At 68.0% G+C, this 21,506-nt stretch carries 17 protein-coding genes; 8 read left to right on the top strand and 9 right to left on the bottom strand.

The genetic code is table 11. The annotated features are described in order from the left end of the window. Nucleotides 1-16 precede the first annotated feature (16 nt). The 5 genes from ACWGKT_RS27930 to ACWGKT_RS27910 all read right to left on the bottom strand — a co-directional run bounded on the left by ACWGKT_RS27930 (nucleotide 17) and on the right by ACWGKT_RS27910 (nucleotide 5,154). Nucleotides 17-1,006 (bottom strand): zinc-dependent alcohol dehydrogenase family protein, encoded by a 990-nt coding sequence (locus tag ACWGKT_RS27930; RefSeq protein ID WP_453275877.1) that lies wholly within the window; start codon nucleotides 1,004-1,006, stop codon nucleotides 17-19. Then, nucleotides 1,003-1,887 (bottom strand): carbohydrate ABC transporter permease, encoded by an 885-nt coding sequence (locus ACWGKT_RS27925; protein ID WP_453275876.1) that lies wholly within the window; start codon nucleotides 1,885-1,887, stop codon nucleotides 1,003-1,005. Before ACWGKT_RS27925 ends, ACWGKT_RS27930 begins: the two co-directional genes overlap by 4 nt. Next, nucleotides 1,884-2,843 (bottom strand): carbohydrate ABC transporter permease, encoded by a 960-nt coding sequence (locus ACWGKT_RS27920; protein WP_235455617.1) that lies wholly within the window; start codon nucleotides 2,841-2,843, stop codon nucleotides 1,884-1,886. Before ACWGKT_RS27920 ends, ACWGKT_RS27925 begins: the two co-directional genes overlap by 4 nt. Before the next feature lie 110 nt (nucleotides 2,844-2,953). Then, the gene (locus ACWGKT_RS27915) at nucleotides 2,954-4,309 is read right to left on the bottom strand and encodes an ABC transporter substrate-binding protein (protein WP_453275875.1); all 1,356 of its coding nucleotides are present in this window, start codon (nucleotides 4,307-4,309) and stop codon (nucleotides 2,954-2,956) included. An 83-nt stretch (nucleotides 4,310-4,392) separates the two neighbouring features. Beyond that, complete coding sequence (locus ACWGKT_RS27910; protein WP_356156638.1) at nucleotides 4,393-5,154, bottom strand: DeoR/GlpR family DNA-binding transcription regulator; 762 nt, start codon at nucleotides 5,152-5,154, stop codon at nucleotides 4,393-4,395. Nucleotides 5,155-5,626: 472 nt separating this feature from the next. Here ACWGKT_RS27910 and ACWGKT_RS27905 point away from each other — a divergent pair, with 472 nt between their 5' ends. The 3 genes from ACWGKT_RS27905 (at nucleotide 5,627) to ACWGKT_RS27895 (ending at nucleotide 10,450) form a co-directional block, all read left to right on the top strand. Beyond that, nucleotides 5,627-6,157 carry a carbonic anhydrase gene (locus tag ACWGKT_RS27905; RefSeq protein WP_453275874.1) on the top strand — a complete coding sequence of 177 codons (531 nt, stop codon included), beginning with the start codon at nucleotides 5,627-5,629 and terminating at the stop codon, nucleotides 6,155-6,157. A 197-nt stretch (nucleotides 6,158-6,354) separates the two neighbouring features. Continuing rightward, nucleotides 6,355-6,849 (top strand): MBL fold metallo-hydrolase, encoded by a 495-nt coding sequence (locus tag ACWGKT_RS27900; RefSeq protein ID WP_453275873.1) that lies wholly within the window; start codon nucleotides 6,355-6,357, stop codon nucleotides 6,847-6,849. A gap of 769 nt (nucleotides 6,850-7,618) precedes the next feature. Then, entirely contained in the window at nucleotides 7,619-10,450 is a 2,832-nt protein-coding gene (locus tag ACWGKT_RS27895; protein ID WP_453275872.1) for a lectin, read from the top strand. 261 nt (nucleotides 10,451-10,711) lie between these two features. Here ACWGKT_RS27895 and ACWGKT_RS27890 read toward each other — a convergent pair whose 3' ends face one another. The 3 genes from ACWGKT_RS27890 to ACWGKT_RS27880 form a co-directional block, all read right to left on the bottom strand. Next, nucleotides 10,712-12,319, bottom strand: coding sequence for a sodium/solute symporter (locus ACWGKT_RS27890; protein ID WP_356156647.1), 1,608 nt, complete (start codon nucleotides 12,317-12,319; stop codon nucleotides 10,712-10,714). Between the two features lie 2 nt (nucleotides 12,320-12,321). Further along, nucleotides 12,322-12,774, bottom strand: a complete 453-nt coding sequence (locus tag ACWGKT_RS27885; RefSeq protein ID WP_356156650.1) for a DUF485 domain-containing protein — start codon at nucleotides 12,772-12,774, stop codon at nucleotides 12,322-12,324. A gap of 236 nt (nucleotides 12,775-13,010) precedes the next feature. Continuing rightward, nucleotides 13,011-13,844, bottom strand: coding sequence for a hypothetical protein (locus ACWGKT_RS27880; protein ID WP_453275871.1), 834 nt, complete (start codon nucleotides 13,842-13,844; stop codon nucleotides 13,011-13,013). Nucleotides 13,845-14,178: 334 nt separating this feature from the next. Here ACWGKT_RS27880 and ACWGKT_RS27875 point away from each other — a divergent pair, with 334 nt between their 5' ends. The 3 genes from ACWGKT_RS27875 to ACWGKT_RS27865 all read left to right on the top strand — a co-directional run bounded on the left by ACWGKT_RS27875 (nucleotide 14,179) and on the right by ACWGKT_RS27865 (nucleotide 16,705). After that, on the top strand, nucleotides 14,179-14,847 hold the full coding sequence (locus ACWGKT_RS27875; RefSeq protein WP_453275870.1) for a class I SAM-dependent methyltransferase: 669 nt from the start codon (nucleotides 14,179-14,181) through the stop codon (nucleotides 14,845-14,847). A 218-nt stretch (nucleotides 14,848-15,065) separates the two neighbouring features. Then, complete coding sequence (locus ACWGKT_RS27870; RefSeq protein WP_453275869.1) at nucleotides 15,066-15,719, top strand: hypothetical protein; 654 nt, start codon at nucleotides 15,066-15,068, stop codon at nucleotides 15,717-15,719. 380 nt (nucleotides 15,720-16,099) lie between these two features. After that, a complete protein-coding gene (locus tag ACWGKT_RS27865; protein WP_453275868.1) occupies nucleotides 16,100-16,705 on the top strand; it encodes a hypothetical protein in 606 nt (201 codons plus the stop codon). Between the two features lie 310 nt (nucleotides 16,706-17,015). Here the strand turns inward: ACWGKT_RS27865 and ACWGKT_RS27860 are convergent, their stop codons facing one another. After that, nucleotides 17,016-17,531, bottom strand: a complete 516-nt coding sequence (locus ACWGKT_RS27860) for a hypothetical protein (RefSeq protein ID WP_453275867.1) — start codon at nucleotides 17,529-17,531, stop codon at nucleotides 17,016-17,018. Between the two features lie 916 nt (nucleotides 17,532-18,447). Between ACWGKT_RS27860 and ACWGKT_RS27855 the strand changes: the two genes are divergently transcribed. Together ACWGKT_RS27855 and ACWGKT_RS27850 are read left to right on the top strand one after the other, a co-directional pair. Beyond that, nucleotides 18,448-20,247, top strand: a complete 1,800-nt coding sequence (locus ACWGKT_RS27855) for a M4 family metallopeptidase (protein ID WP_453275866.1) — start codon at nucleotides 18,448-18,450, stop codon at nucleotides 20,245-20,247. Nucleotides 20,248-20,331: 84 nt separating this feature from the next. Further along, a complete protein-coding gene (locus ACWGKT_RS27850; protein ID WP_453275865.1) occupies nucleotides 20,332-21,369 on the top strand; it encodes a chitinase in 1,038 nt (345 codons plus the stop codon). Nucleotides 21,370-21,506 lie beyond the last annotated feature (137 nt).

Below are 21,506 nucleotides of genomic sequence, written 5' to 3'. Positions count from 1 at the left end.
GTTTCACGGTGACAGATCAGGGCAGCACGACGATCTTGCGCCCTTGGCCCGCGGCGAACCGCTCCAGTGCCTGTGGGTACTCCGTCAGCGGCAGCCGGTGGCTGATGAACACTTTGGGGTCGAGTACCCCGGTGGCGAACAGTTCGGCCGCTCGCTCGTAACTGTGCAGCACCGCCATGGAGCCAGTGATGGTGATCTCGTGGTTGTAGATGCGGTACGGCGAAATGGTGGCCGTCGTCGCATAGTCGGAGACCCCGAACTGCAGAAATGTTCCCGCTTTGGCGACCCGGTCCAGGCCGTCCTGGATGGCGGCGGCGTTGCCGGTTGCGTCGACCACCACGTCCCAGCCACTCGGCCGCCCCAGCTCGTCCGCCGATGTCGCTGTCTGGGTACAGCCCAACTGCCCGGCCGTCGCCAGCCGTTCCGGGTTGACGTCGACGACGTCGACCGAGGCGGCACCGGTGCGTTTGGCCAGCTCCAGCATCATCAGGCCCATGGTCCCGCTGCCGTAGATCAGCACATGGGAGCCGATCCTGCTGTTGAGCACGTCGTAGCCGCGCACGGCGCAGGACAGCGGCTCGATGAGTGCCGCGTCCTGGACGCCCACGTGGTCCGGCAGCCGTACGCAGTTGGCGACGGGTGCCACGGCGTACTCGGCGGCGCCGCCCGCCACGGTCACTCCGATCGCCCGCCACCGGTCGCAGAGGTTGTTGCGTCCGGCCCGGCAGTAGCGGCACTCGTTGCAGTAAAGCGAGGGGTCCACCGCGACGCGGTCGCCGATCGCGAGTTCAGTGACCTCGCTGCCGAGTTCCACGACCTCCCCGGCGAATTCGTGGCCCGGTACGACCGGCAGGGTCGGTGCGAACTCGCCCTGCAGGATGTGCAGATCGGTCCCGCACAGTCCGCAGGCCGCCACATCGACCACCACCTCGCGCGGCCCGGGAGTGGGGTCGGGCACCGTGGTGACGGTGACCTTGCCGGGGGCTTCGATGACGGCGGCTTTCACTTGACTGCTCCTAGGGACAGGCCGCGGACCAGTTTGTCCTGGGCGGCGAAACCGGCGATGAGGACCGGGAGGGAGACCAACGTGGCGGCGGCGCAGAGCCGGGCGAGGAAGAGGCCCTCGCTGGTGATGAAGCCGACGAGGAAGACGGGCGCGGTGGACGCCTGCGTCGCGGTGAGGTTCACGGCGAACATGAACTCGTTCCAGCTGAAGATGAAGCAGATCAGCGAGGTGGCGGCAAGCCCTGGCATGGCGACCGGCGCGACGATCCGCCACAGGACGGTGAGCAGGTTGGCACCGTCGACCTCGGCGGCCTCCAGGATCTCCTTGGGGACCTCGGCGAGGAACGAGCGCATCATCCACACCGCGATCGGCAGGTTCATGGCGGTGTAGAGGATGATCAGCGTCCACACGTTGTCCAGCATTCCGGCGTCCTTGACGATCAGGTACACCGGCAGCAGGGCCGCGATGGCGGGCAGGAACTTGGTGGACAGGAAGAAGAACATCACGTCGGTCCACTTCTTGACCGGCTTGATGGACAGGGCGTAGGCCGTCGGCACCGCCAGGGCGAGCACGAGCAGTGTCGAAAAGACGCTGGCCATGGCCGAGTTGAGGAGGAACGGGGTGATGTCCCGGCTGAACAGCAGTTTGTACTGGTCGAAGGTGAGGGAGGCGAAGGGGGTCGGTGGGTTGGTCGCCGCGTCGGCCTCCTGGTGGAAGGAGGTGAGCACCATCCACGCCACCGGTGCGAAGAACGCCAGGGTGGCGAGCCAGGCGACGAAGGTCCACAGGGGCGACAGCCGGGGCGCACCGGTGTGGTCGTCGTGACGGCGGATGAGCTTCTTGAGCCTCGTGCCCGGTGCGGCGACGGCTGCGTGCGTCATCGGGACACCTCCTCGCGGAACAGCGACGCGATGGTGCGCAGCGCGAAGGTCGCGATCACGATCGAGCCGAGTACCACGACCACTCCGGCGGCGGCCGCCTGACCGTACTCGTACTTGCGGAACATGGTCAGGTAGATCTCGTAGGGCAGGTTGGTCGTCTGGGAGCCGGGGCCGCCTTGGGTGATGGTGTAGACGGCGTCGAAGGTCTGCACGACGTAGATCGTGCCGAGCAGGACTCCCAGCTCGATGTACTGGCGCAGGTGCGGCAGGGTGATGTGGCGGAAGGTCGCCATGGCCGATGCCCCGTCGACGCGGGCCGCCTCCAGGACGTCGCCGGGCTGCGCCTGCAGACCGGCCAGGAGGATCAGCATCATGAACGGGGTCCACTGCCAGACGAGCGAGACCACGACGGCCGGCATGGGGTAGGAGGAAACCCAGTCCACCGTGGGGCCGTTGTCCGCGCCGAAGAGCCGGTAGACGGCGTTGAGCGTGCCGTTGAGCAGTCCGTAGTCGGGGTTGTAGATGGCGTGCTTCCACAGCAGCGCTGCCGCGACCGGCATGACGAGGAACGGCGCGATGAGCATCGTGCGCGCCAGACCCCGGCCGGCGAACCGGCGGTCGAGCAGCAGCGCCAGACCGAGGCCGAGGACCACGCTGATGAACACCACCGACGCGGTGAGCACGACGGTGTTGAACACCGCTGTGCGCAGTCGCTCGTCGGTGAAGACGAACGTGAAATTGGACAGGCCGACGAAGTGCCGGTCGCCCGGCTTGAGAATGTTCCACTGGAACGTGGAGATGACGAGCGTGGCCACGAAGGGCAGCTGCGTAACGACGATGGTGAAGACCAGAGCCGGCAGCAGCGGGATGCGGCGCCGCCATTTGCCGACGCCGGTGGACGTGCGCGGCCGGCCAGGTGGTCGTGCTGTCCTGGGGGGAGCGGTGAGCGTGGTCATGGGTGATTCCTCTGCCTGAGGGGGTGCCTCTCCGGCCCGTCAGGTACTGGGGGAGGCCGGGGTGGGGAAGCGGTGCCCGGCCGGCGCCGAGGCCGACCGGGCGGTGACGGTCACTGGTAGTTCTTCGCGACGTCCTCGGCGAGCTTCTGGCCGTCGTTCAGCGCCTTGTCCACGCTGGTCTTGCCGGCGATGGCGGCGGAGATCTCCTGGGCGACCTTCGTTCCCAGGTCCTGGAACTCGGGGATGGCCACGTACTGCACGCCCACGGTCGGCCTGGGCTGGACGCCCGGGTTGGCCGGGTCGGCTCCCTCGATGGACTTCAGGGTGATGTCACCGAACGAAGCCGCGGCCTTCTGGTACTGCGGGATCTCGTACGTGCTGGCCCGCTTGCCGGCCGGCACGCGTGACCAGCCGAGCTTCTCGCCGACCAACTTCTCGTACTTCTTGCTGGAGGCCCACAGCATGAACTTCGAGGCCGCGTCGGCCTTCTTCGTGGTCTTGGGCATGGCCCACGCCCAGGACCACAGCCAGCCGCTGCTCTTGGTCTCCTGGGTCGGTGCGTAGGCGTACCCGACATGGCCGGCGATCTTGCTGGAGCTGGGGTCCTCCAGCGACCCGGCCGCGCTGGTCGCGTCGTACCACATCGCGACCTTCTTCTGGCTCATGGCGTTCAAGCACTCCGTGAAGCCGGCCTGGGCCGCTCCCGCCTCTCCGTGCTTCCTGACCAGGTCGACGTAGAAGTTCGTCGCCTTCTTGAACGCCGGGCCGTTGACCTGGGCCTTCCAGTCCTTGGTGAACCAGGTGCCGCCGAAGGTGTTGACCACCGTCGTCAGCGGGGCCCCCAGCTCACCCCAGCCGGCCAGACCACGCAGGCAGATACCCCGCATCCCCGGCTCCGCGCCGTCGGCCTTGGCCGCGATGTCGGCGATCTGCTGCCAGGTCGGGTGCTCGGGCACCGTGATGCCCTTCGCCTTCATGACGTCCTTGTTGTACATGAGGAACGACGACTCGCCGTAGAACGGCAGGGCGTAGAGCTTGCCGTCGGAGCCGGACAGTGACTGCACCATCGGCTTGAGCAGGTCGGCCTTGTCGAAGCTCGCGTCCTTGTCGGCGTAGGCGCCGAGGTCGTGCAGCCAGCCGTTCTTGGTCCAGATGGGTACCTCGTAGGCGCCGATGGTGGCGACGTCGTACTGACCCGCCTGGGTGGCGATGTCCTGGGTGACCTTGTCGCGCAGCTCGTTCTCGGGAAGGACGGTGAAGTTCACCTTGATGCCGGTGTCCTTCGTGAACGTGCTCTTCGTCAGCTTCGCGATGTCCTCCATCTGCGGGTTGCCGACCATCAGCACGTTGATGCTCTGCCCGCCGCCCCCGGAGCCCGTCGAGCCGCCCGCGCCGCTACAGGCGGCCAGCAATGAGCCCGCGGCCGTGGCCGTGACGAGGACGTGGATCATTCTTCGTGTGCGCATGACTGACTCCAGGGGATGTTTCGAGGGCGTGGGAAACCAGGCCCCCGGCTTGCGGGGGTGGGACAGGCGGGATGAAACGCGGCTCAGACCCGGATGACCTCAGGGCCCAGCAGTGAGTAGCGGTGTGCTTCGGAAGCGGGCAGCCCGGCGTCGGTGACGATCGCCTCGAACTCCGTGACGTCCGCGAAGCGGCAAAAGCTCACGGCACCGAACTTCGTATGGACCCCGGAGAACACCCGGCGTCTGGCGGCCCTGAGGACCTGGGCCTTGACCTCGCTGACCGCGGGGTCGGGAGTGGTGAGCCCGTACTCGCGGGAGATGCCGTTCGCGCCGACGTACGCCAGGTCGATGACGAAGCCGGACAGCATGCGGGTCGTCCAGTGGTCGACCGTGGCCAGCGTCCCGCCACGCACCCGGCCGCCGAGCAGCAGCACGGTGAAGTTCTCGGCGGAAGCGAGGGCACCCGCGGTGGTCAGCGAGGAGGTGACCACGGTCAGTGGCCGGTCGCGGGGGAGGGCGGCGGCGATGAGCTGCGGGGTGTAGCCCTCGTCGATGAAGATGGTCTCGGCGTCCCCGAGCAGTTCGGCCGCGGCGGCCGCGATCCGGGACTTCTCGGGAACGTGCATGGTGATACGGAAGGCGAGCGTGGTCTCGAAGCCCGCGCTCTCCACGGGATGCGCACCACCGTGGGTACGGCGGACCAGCCCGTGCCCCTCCAGCAGGTTCAGATCGCGCCTCACGGTCTCCTTGGAGACCCCGAGGTCGGCTGCGAGCTTTCCGACATCCACGGATCCGCAACGGCGTGCCGTTTCCAGAATCCCGCGTCTTCGTTCCTCGGCGTCCACGGCGACACCTCCGTTTCACGGCTCTGCGCGTTGTGCTCGCACCGACTGCTTTTCCGGTGCCCGGCCCGTTTCGGCTCCGGTGGCCAAATTTCTATAAGCGATTGGCGGTACTGACCAGCTTCGTCGTAGAGCCGTTGATGACCGAATATGCCCGTACTTCGGAGTGCGAAGTCCCTGGATTTCGCGGTCGAGGGCTCCGCGGGGCGGGGAGCCGCTGCCCGCTCGCCGACTGAGGTGTGCCCGCTCCCTGCCCGTTCTTTCCAGAGGGATCCGGACACCCGCCCAAGGTTCGGCAGGAAATCGGGCCACCTACGCCGTGTCGGATCACGCGAGGCGTGTCCTGCATGATCACGATCTGCCGTGAAGTCGAGTGGCATGGGTCGCAGCGGCGGGCCAAGCTTGCGGCAACTGGAGGTCCCCGTCGGCGTCAGCGGGGGGGCCAGGCTCAGAGCAACAAGGGGTTACCGTCACAGTGATCGACACGGACGAGCTGGCCGAGCGGAACGCCGGGTTCGCCGACGGAGGATCATTCGCCGGCCTCAAGCTCATGCCCAGTGGCAGTCTGACGGTCATCGGATGCGTCGACCCTCGTGTCGACCCGTCCGACGTGCTCGGGCTCAGGCTCGGCGAGGCAGCGGTGATCCGCAACGTCGGAGGGCGGGTCGCGCCCGCGACACTCCGGACGCTGGAGATGCTCGCCAAGGTCGTCCAGGCCCGCACGGGCGGCCCTCGCCCGGGCGACGTCCACTACGCGGTCCTGCACCACAGCGACTGCGGGATCACGGACCTGGCCGCGTTCCCCGAGCTGCTGGCCGACTACTTCGAAGTTCCGGCCGGGGTCCTGGACGCCAAGGCGGTCACCGACCCGGTCGCCGCCGTCCGCGTCGACGTCGACGTCCTCAAGCAGAAGCTTCCGGCCGGAGTCTTCGTCTCAGGGCTTGTGTACGACGTGGCCACCGGGCTCATCGACGTCGTCGTCCCGCCCGCGCGAGTGGCAGCATGACACCGCGCGGCGCCTGCTGCCGGTCCGGCCGGCGCGACCGCCGTGGGCCTGCGGCTTCCACCGGGATCTGCCTCTCCGGCCGGTCCTGTCGGCGGGGAGGCGCTTCCTAGCATGTGCGACGATCACGGGCACTCGGCGGCCGAGGCGGCCTGGTCGGCGCCTTGCGTCGCGGAGGGACCGGCCGTCGACCCGGTGAGGTGATCGAGCGGCGGCAGCCGTCGCTGCTGGCAGGAGGCATCCTGATCACCGGCGAAGTGGACCGCGTCACCGAGTTCGAGCACGGGATGCCGCAGGCACACCAGGCCTGGGACGGGAACGGCTGGCGACACGACCCCGCCGTCATCGACGACCAGGCACTCGTCATCAACGTGCGCGGCCGGGGACTTGTCATCATCACCGGGTGCGGCCACGCCGGAGTGGTCAACATCATCCGGCACGCCATGCGGCTGACCGGCGTCAGCAAACTGCTGGCCGGCATCGGCGGATTCCACCTGAGCGGCCCCGTCTTCGAGCCGGTCATCGGCCCGACGGTGGCCGCGCTCACCGAACTCGCACCCGAGCTGATCGTCCCCGGTCACTGCACCGGCTGGCGCGCGCAGCACACACTCGCCGCGGCGGTCCCGGACGCATGGGTGCAGACCAGCGTCGGAACCACCTACACGCTCAGCGGCCCACAGGCGGGTGCTGCCTGATCCCGGTTCAGCGGACCGTGATGACGGGGGACCTGGCCGACGCCGCCGCGGCCGCACCTCGCACATCGGCATCCGGTGCCTAGGCCGGCAACAGCGGCGCGCGGGTGATCTCCGGGAGCAGGTCGCCGTCCGGGCCTTTCCCGTATCCCATGACCGGCGCTCCCTCGGGCGGTGACGAGGTGGGTGCCCTTGCCCCGGGGCCCAACTGCCCTCCGGTACTGCGAGGCTGACCGCCTGTTCGCCCTGTGCGTCGGAGAAGTGGCCCGACCCGCCCCACAGTCTTGACGTGAGCACGACCGATAGCTACGTTGCGACAGTGCTCCGGGCCGGTCTGGTGTCCAGCGGCTGGAGAGCTGAGAAGGATTCTCCACTCCCTGCAATACCCGTTCGGATTTTGGGCCGTCAGGACAACGTTGTCACATGTGATGTCGAGGTGAGCCGTTGTGCGTCCCGCCGTCCTGCCCGTGAGGAGTTCATCCGGCGGCGCGTGTGCGAGACGACAGCGGTGTGCAGCGGGGTGCGGGGTTCGCCTCGTTCGGCGGCGAACGAGCGGGTGTTCCCCTGTGACGGCCGGTCGGAGAGCACAGGTCCGGCGACAACGTTGCCAACGCGCCCTCCTGGTCAGCCTCATGCATGAGAGAACGGGACCTCGCGCCGCCGTGCGGACCGCGGCCCGTTCCCCGGTCGGACCAACGCCCCTCACCGGGGCCCTACTTCGTCCGTCCGCCTCGGTGTACTCCCGAACGCATCCCTCAGGAGGCAGCTCGCGATGTTCTCGATTCCTGTCGGCGGCCGCCGGCATCGTACGCGCAGACGACCGGGCCGCGGTCGCTGGATCCGCACGACCCTGGGTGCCGCCACTGGCGTCGCCCTCCTGGGCACGCAGGCATTAGCCGCTCCCGTCGCCTGGGCGGAGCCCTCAAGAGCGGCGGAACTCGTGTCGGCACCGGCGGACCTGGTCAATCCCTTCATCGGCACGTCCAACGACGCAAACGACTTCCCCGGTGCGGACGTCCCCTTCGGCATGGTGCAGTGGAGCCCGGACACCTCGTCGCGACCACCCGGTGGCGGGTACGAGTACAAGGACTCCTCGATCACGGGATTCAGCCTCACCCACATCGCGGGACCGGGCTGCGGAGCCGCGGGTGACATCCCGGTGCTGCCCACGGTGGGCGCTGTCAGCAACACGGCGACGGACTCCTTCTCGCACGCCAACGAGTCCGTCTCGGCCGGCTCCTACAAGGTCGCCCTCGACAACAAGGTGACGACCGAGCTCACCACCACCACACGTAGCGGCATGGCTCGCTTCACCTTTCCCGCGACCGCCCAGGCCAACCTCCTCTTCAAGCTGACCAGCAGTCAGAATGGCGGAACGTCAACACAGTTCGACGTCGTCTCCAGTACCGAGGTCAGCGGCCAGGTCACGAGCGGAAGATTCTGCGGCGCCGGGAACACCTACACCGTCTACTTCGACATGGTCTTCGATCGACCGTTCACCTCCAGCGGCAGCGCGCTCGCCCACGCGACGAACACGCCCAAGCCGTCCGCCGACCGGGCGGGCAAGAATGCCCCGGAGAAGCCGAACAAGCCACGCCTGCACGGATCCCTGCCGAAGCCTCGCGCTGACAGGGCGGTGCCCCAGGACGCGGCCCCCGGCGCCGCCGCCTCGAACGCGCACGTCACGTTCGACACGACCGCGAACCAGGTCGTACAGGCCAAGGTCGGCATTTCCTACGTCTCCGCGGCCAACGCGGTCGCCAACCGGAGCGCCGAGAACGCCGGCTGGAACTTCGACGGCGTGCGCGCCGCAGCCCACAAGGCTTGGGACACGGCGCTGGGCAAGGTGCAGATAGCCGGCGGCACGGCAGACCAGCAGAAGATCTTCTACACGGCGCTCTACCACTCGCTGCTGCACCCGAACGTCATCAGCGACACCAACGGCCAGTACTACGGCTTCGACGGAAAGACGCACACGGTCGATACGGGACACGACGCCGCCTACGCGAACTACTCCGGCTGGGACATCTACCGTTCCCAAGCCCAGCTTGAGGCGCTGGTGAGCCCTCAGGTCGCCTCCGACACCGCCCAGTCGATGACCGACGACTACGCCCAGACCGGGATCTTCCCCAAATGGTCGGAGAACAACGGAGAGTCCTTCGTCATGGTCGGCGACCCGGCGGCGGCGATCATCGCCGACTACTACGCCTTCGGGGCGCGGAACTTCGACTCGTCGAAGGCGCTGGCCGGCCTGCTGAAGCAGGCGAGCGTCGCGAACAACGACCGACCGGGCCTGAACTACCTGGACAACCCCGGGTACGAACCCCACGACGGCAGTTACGGCTGCTGCAACTTCTACGGCCCAGTGGCCACGACCCTGGAATACGACACCGCGGACTTCGCTCTCTCCGCCTTCGCCGGCGCCCTCGGCGACACCCGGAGCCAACAGACGTACGCCCACCGCGCGCAGGACTGGCGCAACCTGCTGAACCCGGCCTCCGGCTTCGTCCAGCCCCGCAACGCGAACGGCTCCTGGACCGGCGGATTCGACCCCACCAGCGGGACGGACATGGTGGAGGCCGACTCATGGATCTACTCCGGCATGGTTCCCTTCAATGTAGCCGGGCTCGCCACCGCCAAGGGCGGCGACAAAGTGATGGCCGACTACCTCGACACCGTGCTGCGCAGCTACACCGGCGCCAACGGCTACGCGTGGGTCGGCAACGAGCCGAGCATTGAACTGCCCTGGGAGTACGACTACATCGGTCGGCCCTACCGGACCCAGGCGACGGTGCGCTCGATCCAGGACCAGATCTGGTCCAACAACCCCGCCGGCCTCGCCGACGGCAACGACGACCTGGGCGCGATGAGCGCCTGGTACGTCTGGTCCGCACTGGGCATGTACCCCATGACGCTCGGTACTTCGGACCTCGCTCTCGGCTCGCCGTTGTTCTCGCAGGCCGTGATCAATCTGCCCTCCGGCAAGACCCTGACGATCAACGGCGACGGCGCCGCGGACAACGCGCCCTACGTGCAGTCCGCGACCTTCAACGGGTCCGCGTGGAACAACGCCTACGCACCCACGAGCGCGATCAGCTCCGGCGGAACGCTCAGCTTTACGCTCGGCACCAGTCCGAACACCGACTGGGCCGCGAGCGCGTCCGCCGCCCCGCCCTCCTACCCTGGTGACACAGCCGCCCCGCCGAAACCACGGGTGGGGCCCATCAGGTCCGGAGTCACTTCGGCGCAGTGCATCGACGACGCCAACTCCGGCACCGACGATCACACCGCGATCCGTCTGTGGACCTGCAACGGGACGTACGCACAGGACTGGACGATCGCGTCGGACGGCAGTCTGCGCACCCTCGGAAAGTGCCTCGACGTGGCGAACAGCGGGACGACGAACGGCACGCTCGTCCAGCTGTACACCTGTAACGGCACCGGTGCCCAGAAGTGGACGCTCGGCGCCAACGGCTCCCTGACGAACCCCAATTCCGGTCTCTGCCTGGACGACCCCAATTCCTCCACCACGGAAGGGACACGACTGCAGATCTACACATGCAACGGGACCGCGGCGCAGAAGTGGACGCTGCCACCGGCATGACGCCTCCGCCACGCGCGAGCGCCTCATCCGTAAATCACCCGTGAGGCGACCGGAGACGTCCCGATGGCCGAACAGGCGCAGATGGCGGACATGGGCCGCTACTACGGCGGTCCTCCCCGATCCATGGCGTCGGCTCCAGACACCCGCGCCCTTCTGACCTCCAAGCGGCGGAGCGAAGAAGGGCGAGGGCGACGGTGATGGGGGAGTAGGGGCACGCGGCGAGGCGCTCGGCCAGCGCCTGTTCGGCAAACGGGGATGCGCTCAGCTGCCTCGCCGTACAGCCCCAGCCAGGATCCATGCCTCGATGGCTTCGTACTGGCGGCGTTGCTCCTCGGCCTTTTGCCGACCGGAGATCACGGTACCCGCCCAGCCCAAGGCGAAGCCCAACGGGATGGAGACCACACCTGTGGTGGTGAACGGGAACCAGTTGAAGTCGGCGTTGGGGAAGGCGGAGAAGGGGGAGCCGGACACCAAGTTGGTGCCGGTCATCAGAGCGACGGTGGCGAGGGTGCCACCGATCAGGGTGCACAGCAGACCTGTGCGGGTGTAGCGCCGCCAGAAGAGGCTGTAGACCAGCGCCGGCGCGAGTGCCGAGGCGCCGATGGACACCGACAGGAGCGCCAGCGGCTGCAGGTTGTGGTGCTGGACGAGGGTGGCCAGCAGGATGGTCGGAGCGCCCACCGCGAGGGCGGACACACGAGCGAGGATCATCTCGCGACGGGCGGTCGGCTGCGTGCGACCGACGAACAGGTCGTGGGCAAGGGTGTTGGCGCAGGCCAGGATCATCCCGGCGACTGAGGCGAGCAAGGTGAGGAAGAGCGCTGTGGTGACCGTGGTGAAGAGGAAAGTCTCAGCCGTCGACACGTCAGCCCCGAAGGCCGCCCGCGAGCCCAGCAGATACGCCGTCCGGCCGGTGGGGTCGGCGGCGGCGATCGTCGTACGCCCGACCAGCGCCGTCGCGCCGAAGCCGACGACCGTGATGATCAGCACGAAGAAGGCGACACAGGGCACCGCCCAGGACATGGACCGGCGCACCTGAGGGGCGCTGCTCGCGGTGTACATGCGCATGGTGACGTGCGGAAGACAGGCGCCGCCGAGGACGACGGTCAACTCCGAGGTGATCATGTCGAGTCGGGGATAGGACCCGCCGGCGAACTGCAGACCCGAGTGCAAGAACGCGGACCCCACCCCGCTCCGCTGCGCCGCCGCGGAGAACAACGCGCCCGGGTCCCAGGCGAACTGCCGCAGAAGCAGTACGGCGACGACAGCGCCGGAGCCGAGCAGCATGACGATCTTCAGGATCTGGATGAGGGCCGTACCCTTCATGCCGCCGATCGCCGCGTAGCTGATCATCAGCGCGCCGATTCCGACGATGCACCCGGTCTTCAGCGAGTCGCTGGAGAAACCGAGGATGAACGACAACAGATCGCCCGTGCCCGCGAGCTGGATCAACATCATCGGCACCAGCGCCGCGATCGTCACAGCGCACGCGGCGATCCGCCCCGCGCGGCCGGGCATCCGCCGGGCGAACACATCGCCCATGGTGAACCGGCCCGCGTTGCGCAGCGGTTCGGCCAGCAGGAACATCAGCAGCATGAGCGAGAGGGCCGTGCTCAGAGCAAGGACGACGCCGTCGTAGCCGTCGAGTGCGATGACTCCTCCGGTGGACAGGACCGTCGCGGCGGAGATGTAGTCCCCGGCGATGGCAAGGCCGTTTCGCATCGGGGAGAGCGATCCGTACCCGGTGTAGAACTCGTCGAGATCGTCCCCGTCGGGCCCTGTCATCACGCAGAGAAGCAGGATGATCGTGGCGACCGTCGTGAAGGCCACCAGAGACATGGCTTGGGTGGAACTGCTGAAGCCTGTCATCGTCACGCCCTCCGCTTGGCGTCGAGCTCGGCGTGCCTGCGAATGCGGTCCGCGATCGGGTCGACCCTTCGGCGCGCCGTGTACTCGTACAGGCCGATGGACAAGCAGGTGACGGGCACTTGGAGCAGCCCGACCAGCAGTCCCGTGGACAGTCCGCCCAAGACGGTGCGCGTCATCAGCGACGGCGCCAACGCGGACAGGACGAGAAAGAGCGTGAAATAGCCGAGAGCGGTGAACGTGGCCACGCGGCGCTGCCAGCGGTATGCGCCGCGCAGGGTGCGCAGGTCGCTGTGATGACCGTGGGCTGGAGAGCGCGGTGTCGTTCGCTCGGGCTCCGGTTGCGGTTGTGGCGGCCAGGGGTAGGCGGCGTAGGAACGAGACGAATGGAGCGCGGGGCCGTCCGGCGGGGCCATGTGACGTGGTGGGTGCTCGGGGGACGAGAACGCGTCGGTCATCCCGTTTCTCCTTGCGTGGCTCAGGGCCCGTGCGGGACCGCAGGGAAGCGGGGGGTGAGGGCACGCTACTGCTTGGTACGAACCTGCGGGAGTCCTTCGACAAACTGAGTGGTTGGTATGCATGCGATGGATGGCTGTATCAGGCGCGCTCCTTGTGGTCTCTTCCGTTGGTAGGCGGCGCGCCAGGGGTCACCCTCGGAGGTCGGCCGAAATCATCCTGATCATGGTTTGCGCGATCAGCCGTCACCGTCGCGCAGCAGGTCGGCATAGGTGCGGGCCTGCCGCGCCGCGTTGCGATGCCAGTCGGTCTGTGTGCGGTGCTCCTCGGCCAGGGGCGGCTCCGCAGTGACGAGTTGGTCGTAGACGTCGGCGATCTCCTCGTGCACCGCAGCGATGGCGAGTCGGTTGGCGCGCACCGCTGAGGCGTGCCCGCGATGGGCCGAGATCTCCAGCGGGTCACCGCCGACGGGCGCGGCCGCGGGGCCCTGGGCATGCAGTGCGCCGTACTCGTCGTTGAGCCCGGTGGCCTGTGCGTCCAGCTCCATACGGCGGATGTGCAGGGCGGAGCCGCGGGCTCGCAGGCTGGCCTCGTACGCGTGGGAACCGGGGAATCGGATCGCGTCCAGGCCCGAGGTGACCGCCTGCGGCCGGTCCGGGCGCAGCCTGGCATGACGCGCGTCCGCTTCCGCCGCCACCTCCAGCGTCTTCAGGTGCGCCGGCAGCGCACTGCGCCCGGTGGCCGCCCAGGCATGGATGTCGCCGTACCACTTCTCGTGTGCGGACTGCCGGGTCATGCCCGCGGCCTCCCCTATCTGGCCCCAGGTGGTGCCGCGTTCGCGCTCGGCGACCACCGCCTCCCGGATCACGTCCTCCGCGCGACGTGCCAGCCGCAGTGCCGTACGCAGCAGGTCACCAGGGGCGGGATCCGGTTCGACCGGTACGGCGTCCAGGACGGCGTCGGCCAGTTGACGGAGTGTCAGGGCCAGTGCGACGCGGGACTCGTCGCGGGGGGACAGCCGGTGGAACTCGGGCGCGGCCGGAGCTGAGGGGGTGCCTGCGACATCGGTCATGGCGTCAGGCTAGCCCTGACATCGAACACCTGTCAGGGACGGCCTGACGGCTTGGCATCGCCGAGCAGGCTCCGACAACCGCTGACGTGGCCGGCCGAGTCGAGCATGGCCAGAGCGCGCGCCGTCAGCTTGCGCTGCCTTTCCTCCAGGGCGCCGGACGGCGCACGGACTGGGTTTTGTTGTTGAGCGGCGTCCAGGCTCCTCCCGCCTCGGACGCGAGGCGGGTCACGGTGACGCGGTGGACCTGCTGGACCAGCTGGTCTCCACCAAGCTGCCGGCGCGGGCCGGGAAACCCCTGTGATCCCGCCCCGCCCCGCCCCGAGAGAATGCCGGTATGCCGAAGCCTCCACTGCTGTCCGTGCCCGAGTTGGAACGATCCTCCGTGGTCGCCAACAACACGATGAACCGCGAGCGGGGCCTCGCCGGGGTCAACAGTTACGCCCGCGAGCTGGGCCTCGATCCCCTCGCCTGGCTGGGGGACCGTGCCGCACCCTCCTGGCTGGACCTGTGCTCCGGCGAGGGCCGCGCCCTGCGCGAGGCAGCCTCCGCCCTGCCCACGGACGCGGTCCTCACCGGCGTCGACCTGGTGGGCCCGCTCGTCCCGCGGCCGGCTCCGGCCACGCTGGAGGAGATTGTCGCCTCCGTGTCCTCCTGGACCCCGGCCCGGACGTACGACCTGATCACGTGCGTCCACGGCCTGCACTACGTCGGCGACCAGCTCGGCCTGCTCTCCCGCGCCGCTTCCTGGCTGGCCGAGCACGGGCTGCTGATCGCGCACTTCGACCCCGACTCGGTGCGCTGGGCGGACGGTTCGCCGGCGGGCCGCGCCGTCGTCACCGCCCTGCGCACGGCCGGATACGAGTACCGTCCCCGGCACCACCGACTGACTCTGCAGGGCGGGCGAGCCGTGCGGCTCCCGTTCCACTACATCGGCGCAGACCCCGACGCGGGCCCCAACTTCACGGGCCAGCCCGCGGTGAGCTCGTACTACGAGCCCTGTTGAACGGCCTGGACTGGAAGACGCCCGAGGGCGGGGGAGGGGGCGCGGGGCCCGAGGAAGTTGCCCATCTTGTCGACGGGTGCGGTTGGCACAACCTCCCGTCATCATGGGGAACTTCGGCACTTGGACCATCCTCGTCCAGCTCACCACGGGTGTGCCGTCATGCGGCGGCACATCTAGGATGCTCCCGCTGCTCAGACAGCTGACATGGAGGGGGAGCTGTGGCGATAGCGCCGTTGAACCTTGAGGAACTGCTGCCCGGTGAAGGAATCATCCTTCGTAAGAACGCCAACGCGGTCATCAATGTCCGAGCAGCGGGGCTGTCCCGGTTCGCGTTCGACGATCTCATGTGGCTGGTCGGTATGCGAGGGAAGGAGGCCATCGGCGGACGGCTCTATCTGACCAACTATCGACTGGTCTTCACATCTCATCGTTTCAACCGGATGCGTGGGAAGTTCAGCATCTTCCTCCCCTGCATCGAGGAGGTCCGGGATTCCTCGGTCGCGGTCACGCGGCAGGTGGCTGTGTCGACGGGGACCCAGGACTTCACGTTCGTCGTCTGGGGCATCCCGCAGCTCGTCGACACCATGGACCGGTGCCGGGCCGAGTTCGACGACGCGAACGTGGCTGATCTGGCCGCCCTCGTTCTGGCCGAACCCTGGAAGCTGGGCGGCGGCCTTCGGACGGTCGCCCACTACGAAGCACTGAACGCGCTGATGAGCGCCGTGCGGCGACGAGGCGGCGACCTCTCGGATGCCGCAACGTCCGTCGCCGACCTCATCGACAACCGTTCCAACCCGGCAGATGTGTCCGGAGCCCTACAAGCGGTGGAACTACTGATCCGGGCGGGCCAGCATCCCACCGCTCAGCGCTGACGACTTCTGTCGCACCCTGTGGTGAGCCGGATGGAGGCAGCGGCGCCCGTCGACGGCCACCGGGCCACAAGCCGGCCACAGGCGCCCCTGCCACTGCTGCTCGCCTGGACCGAGGATGATGTCGCCGTCATCCGGTAGCTGATCCGCCGGCCCGCACGCCACAGCGCGGAGATCGCCGTGTGCCTCCAGGACTTGGAGCATGAGTACGTCGACGCCACCAACGACGACTTTCGGGCTCGTGGTGTTCGTGGAGCGCACGCCATCGCTACGAGGTTGAACCCTGCGGCTGCGAATTCCCGTCTTCATGGTTGATGTGGCGTCGAGGGCGAATTCTTCGGGGCGGCATCATCCATTCGATGTCTTCGGGAAGGGCTTACAGGATGGTGTGGCAGAGCGACAGCAAGGGGACGGTCCGCTGGATCGCCGGAGTCGCGCTGGTGGTGACGGTCGCGGGTGTCATGGGTTGCTCGAAGGGCAAGGACTCCGGCGGGGACAAGGCGCCGACCGCGAGCAAGTCGACCGCGAGCAAGCCGACGACGGCCGCTCCGAAGTCCCGTCAGTCAACAGCCGAAGAAGCGGTTGCCGCGTGGGTCACCGCGGTCATCGAGGGCCGGCCGAAGCAGGCATGCGTGGTGATGGCAGAACCGGCCACAGCTTCGTCGCCCGCTCAGGTCGGCACCCCATCGAGGTGTAACAGCAACACACCCGAGATGCGCCAAATGCAAGAGAACCTGGGGAGGTTCCGCAAGGCGTTCACGCCCAAACAGCCTACGAACAACCCAAAGGTGGAAGTCGCCCATGTCCCGGAAACCAGTGGTAAGGCGGTGATCCCTGCCGACAAGATCACCATCGACGGACAGACTCTCGAGAAGGTCGTCCTGTCCAACTCCACGGGGATCGAGCAAGGGCAGCTGGACGTCAAAGTGGAGTCCGCCAAGATCAAAGACGCCTGGTACGTGACCAACCTCGATTTCAACGTCGGCTGATGCCGTGACCGGGGACGTCGGCCGGGGAATGCAGGCTCTGCCCGCCGACTTCCCCGCGCGGCACCGCGTCTACGCGTTCTGACGGCGTAAGCGCACCGCAGCCCCTGGTGTGGCACTGCAACAGCCCGTACGCTCCGCGAGCGCCTCATGCCCCGACGGCTCGAAGCCCGTGCCCTGCCTTGCCACTGGTCGAGCTCAGGCTCACGGCAACGTCCGCCCCGCTACGTGTGGATGGGGCCGTTGTCCGTAAGCCAATGCGCCATGAGTTGAGGCGGTGCTGCCGGAGAGGTGGTTCTCGGCGGCCGCCGTCTCATCCGAGCATGTCCGCCGTCGACTTGTACCCAGTAGCCTGCTTCGGCGTGAGGTAGTGCGAGACGCGGACGAGGATCGTCCCGTGGACGTAGTCGTACTCGGCGAGTGCCGGCATCGACTTCGTGATGGCCTGGATGTACGTCGCGCGGGCTTTCGCGTCAGCCGGGCTGCCGAACACCTCGATGGCGCCGCCGCGTTCGACGTCACCCTTCTCCGTGCCGCTGACTTGGTCGCCGGGGATCCGCGTGTCCTCGAAGGTGACCTTGGACGTGTACTGGTTGGGGCGGCCGAGCAGGTGGTTCGGGTCGTTGTCGGCGGTGACCACGCCGGATTTCTTCGCGGACGGTACTGCGGCCGTGATGCCTGTGAGCGCCGCGGCCGCGGTGAGGGGCCTGCTGGCTGGTGTGGCGGCCTTCGCGTCTGAGGGCTGGTTGCTGGGGGAGTTGCTGCTGCATGCCGTGAGCACGACGAGGGCCATGATGGGGAGGGCAGTGGGGGTGAGGGATTTACGCATGTCTGCGATGCTGATGGTCTACAGACGCCTCTGTAGGGGTTGTGGCGGAGTCGTGATGGTGTGTTCGATCTCGTGCTCGCGTCGGCCTCGGTCCCGCGGGCCCAAGCGTCGCTGCGCAGCAGATGCCCCGGAGCCAGACGGCGGCTCCGGGGCCCCCATCGACTACGGGCAGTTCTCGCCGCGGCTCGGAGGACCGGCTGGTTGATGTGACGTCCGCCGCTGTCGCCGGGGCACCACCCTGAGCCGCCACCGCATGACTGGTGCTCGGACAGCCTCCGCGTGGACGCTGGCCTCGGTTTCCGTACCGGCCGGAAGCAGCCTCGCCATGTCGCCGTACAGCCTTGATGTGACGGTACCGGCGAACGCAGGCCGGCAGGCCGGTGACCTCGGCATGTTCACCTAGCACCTCGACCGTGGCGGGGCGGTGAAGTGCCCGTCGGTGGTGGTCCGTCCGGGCTGGGCCGGCCCATGACTCCGTCTCCCTGAGCGGTCGGTTGGGCCGACCGCCCAGGTCCGGAGCGGGGTTTGATCGTGACGATCGTCGGCGTCCATCTCATCCTGAAGTCGGTTCCGGGCAGACAATCGTTGCTGCTTCGATCGAGTGACCCGGCCAAGTGACCGGTCCCAGCGAAGGGCCCCTGGAACAGCGTCACTTGCATCCGACCGCACCTGCTGGCACTGCGCAGTGCTTACGCGTGGCAGGGCGGACCAACTCGGGCGACCAGGCCGGGCGTGTTCGTCCGTCGTGCGACCCGCGTCGGCCGATCGCGGCGTAGCGCCGGCGTTTTCACATCAAACAGGCGGAGTCGCTGCCTCATGCTCCGGCTCCGGTCCCTACCAACCTCAGGTGCGAGCGCGCCATGACTCAACGCGGTGGGTGATCCGACACCCATCCGTACGAAAGGAACCCAACCCAGTGCGCAGAACCAAGATACGCAGCCTGGCGGTCGCCGTCGGGGTCACGACGGCCGTTACGGGCCTGGGGGCCACGGCGCTCGGTGCCCCCACTCCGAGCACGGACCACGCTGTGTCATCGTCCCGCCCCTCTGACGCTGCTGTGGTGGAGGCCGCGCGCACAGTCGCCATGGCCCACGCCTCGGCGACCGGCCTCACCAAGGGCGAGGGACTGCGGGCCCAGGACGTGATGCTCGACCCCGAGGGCGCACGCCACGTCCGGTTCGTACGCACCCACCAGGGCATGCCGGTCCTCGGCGGCGACCTCATCGTGCACCTCGACCACGCGCTGGCGTACACGGGCGTCACCCGTGCCGCCGGCCACGAGGTCAAGCCCACCACGACCAAGGCGAAGTTGACGCCGGCGCAGGCAGCGGCCAAGGCCGCCTCCGTCGCCAAGGGCAAGGCGGGCGGCGCCCAGTTGGTGGTGGACGCCCGAAGGGGCGCATCCGCCCTCGCGTACCAGGTACAGGTCAGGGACAGCGCCACCACCGAGGCCAACGGCTCCCGGACGGTCGTCATCGACGCCGACACCGGCAAGGTCCGCAGCGACATCCCTGACAACGACGGGTTCGTCTCCCCCGAGCTGCGCGAAACACTGCGCAAGCGCGGCGAGAGTCTCACGCCTGCCACGGACAACGCCCCTGCGGGGTCCGGCTTCGGCGCGACCACCCCGGCCCCGGCCGCGGACGGCAGCTTCCCGCGCACCGTCAAGGGCAGTGGCGCGTCTCTGTCTCTGGGCACGGTCCCCCTGACCACCACCCAGACCGCCCCCACCACATTCCTGCTGAAGGACCCGACTCGCTACGGCACGGAGACGCGGGACGCCAAGGGCCAAGAACTGGACGACTACGCCAGCAGCGCCCAGATCACCAGCACCACCAACAAGTGGGGCAACGGCGCCGTCTCCAGCCGCACCAGCGCCGCCGTGGACGCACAGTACGGCATCGCCGAGACACTGGACTTCTACAAGAAGACCTTCGGGCGCAAGGGCATCGCGAACGACTCCCAGGGCGCCCACGCCATGGTGCACTACGCCAGCAAATGGGCGAACGCTGCGTGGTCCCATGAGTGCCAGTGCATGCTGTACGGCGACGGCGACGGCAAGACGTTCAAGAAGCCGATGGTGAACCTGGACGTCACCGGTCACGAGCTGACCCACGGCGTGGTGGATGCGACGGCGAAGCTGGAGCCGACCTTCCAGGACGCGAACGGTCAGTACGGTGAGCCGGGTTCGCTGAACGAGTCGCTGGCCGACATCTTCGGCTCGAACGTCGAGTTCTTCACCAACAGCGCGAAGGACACGCCGGACTACCTGATCGGCGAGAAGCTGGGCCTGGCCCAGAAGTTCATGCGCCGCCTCGACAAGCCGTCGCTGGACCGGCTTGGGCGCACGGTCGACTACTGGTCGCCCGACGTCTTCTACACCGAGGTGCACGCCGGTTCCGGCGTCTCCTCGCACGCGTACTACCTCCTCGCGGAGGGCAGCGGCCAGAAGACGATCAACGGCGTCAAGTACGACTCGCCGACGTACGACGGCGGGACGGTCAAGGGCATCGGCCGCACCAAGGCCTCGGCGATCTTCTACCGCGCCCTGACCCGCTACATGGTCTCCACGACCGACTTCCACGACGCGCGCGTCGCGACACTGAAGGCGGCCAAGGACCTCTTCGGCGCCGGCAGCACCGAGTACAAGACGGTGGACAGGGCTTGGGCGGCGGTAAACGTGACCGCCGCCAACACCCCGGAGGCGCATTCCTGACGGATCGTCAGTCACCGTTGCTCTGCTCCCGGCGGAGCAACGTCACATCGCAGTCACCGCATTTGCACACGGAAGGGATTTCAGATGAACGAGCATCGCAGTGCACACCACAAGAAGAAGGCAATCCTCGGTCTTCTCGTCGGCGGCGCCGTCGCCGCGGGCGCTGCCGCGGTCCTGCCGAACAGCGCACTGGCCGCACGCGACAACGCAAAGGACGACAGTTCCCGGCCGGCCGGCACGCAGACCCAAGCATTCTCGCCCTTCGTCGACATCGCCGACAGCTCCCCGCGCGACCTCGTGGCGACCGCGAAGGACAGCGGAGTCACACACTTCACCGTCGGACACCTCAAACGCGCGACCGGATGCGCCGTCGAGGGCGGAGACGACGTCCTTGCGAAGCTGGATCAGCTGCGCCAAGCGGGCGGCGACGTGCGGGTTTCCTTCGGAGGGGACGGTGGCGACCTGACGCCCAACTGTTCCTCCGCGACGCAACTGGCGGCCGCCTACGCGAAGACAATCGACAAGTACAAGATCACGAAGGTCGACTTCGACGTTCAGGGGTACGTCCTGAACATGCCGACGCTCAACTCCCTCCGCTCGCAAGCCATTGCACGGCTGCAGAGGAGCCACCCGGGCCTGGACGTGTCGATCAGCCTGCCCGCGCTGCCGGGCGGCTTCACCCCCAACGGCCTCAAGGTGCTGGCCGACGCCAAGGCCAAGGGCGTGAAAATCTCCACGGTCAACGCCGTGACCGGCAACCCGGGTGACACCGCCACCGACGCCGACCTGCTGAAGTACACGACCACCGCCGCCACCGCCGCCCAGCGACAGCTCACCTCCACCCTGGGACTGCCGGAGGCACAGGCATGGAAGGCACTCGCCCTCACTCCCAGGATCGGCGAGAACGACTTCGGCAAGCGGACGTTCACCCTGGAGAACGCGAAAGCACTGGTCACCTTCGCCAACACCAAGCATCTGGGCCGGCTGTCCATGGATTCGATCAACCGCGATCAACAGTGTCAGGACGGCGCCGACTCGGCCGACGGAACCAAGCCCTCGTGCAGCGGCGTACAGCAGAAGCCGTTCGCCTTCAGTAAGGCCCTGGGCACCTACCGGGGTTAGCGGGATTGAGGGCAGGTGTCGACACGAACCGACACTGCAAGAACGCGGTGGGCGGCCCCCCACCCGTGCGGACGGCCCCCCCCCCGCCCCCCCCCCCTGATTAGACCACAACGCCAGGAACGGGGCCGGTCGCGTAT

Source organism: Streptomyces sp. NPDC054794 (assembly GCF_053611585.1).
Note: the sequence above shows the minus strand (reverse complement) of the source record. Positions and strands in the feature narration are given on the sequence as shown.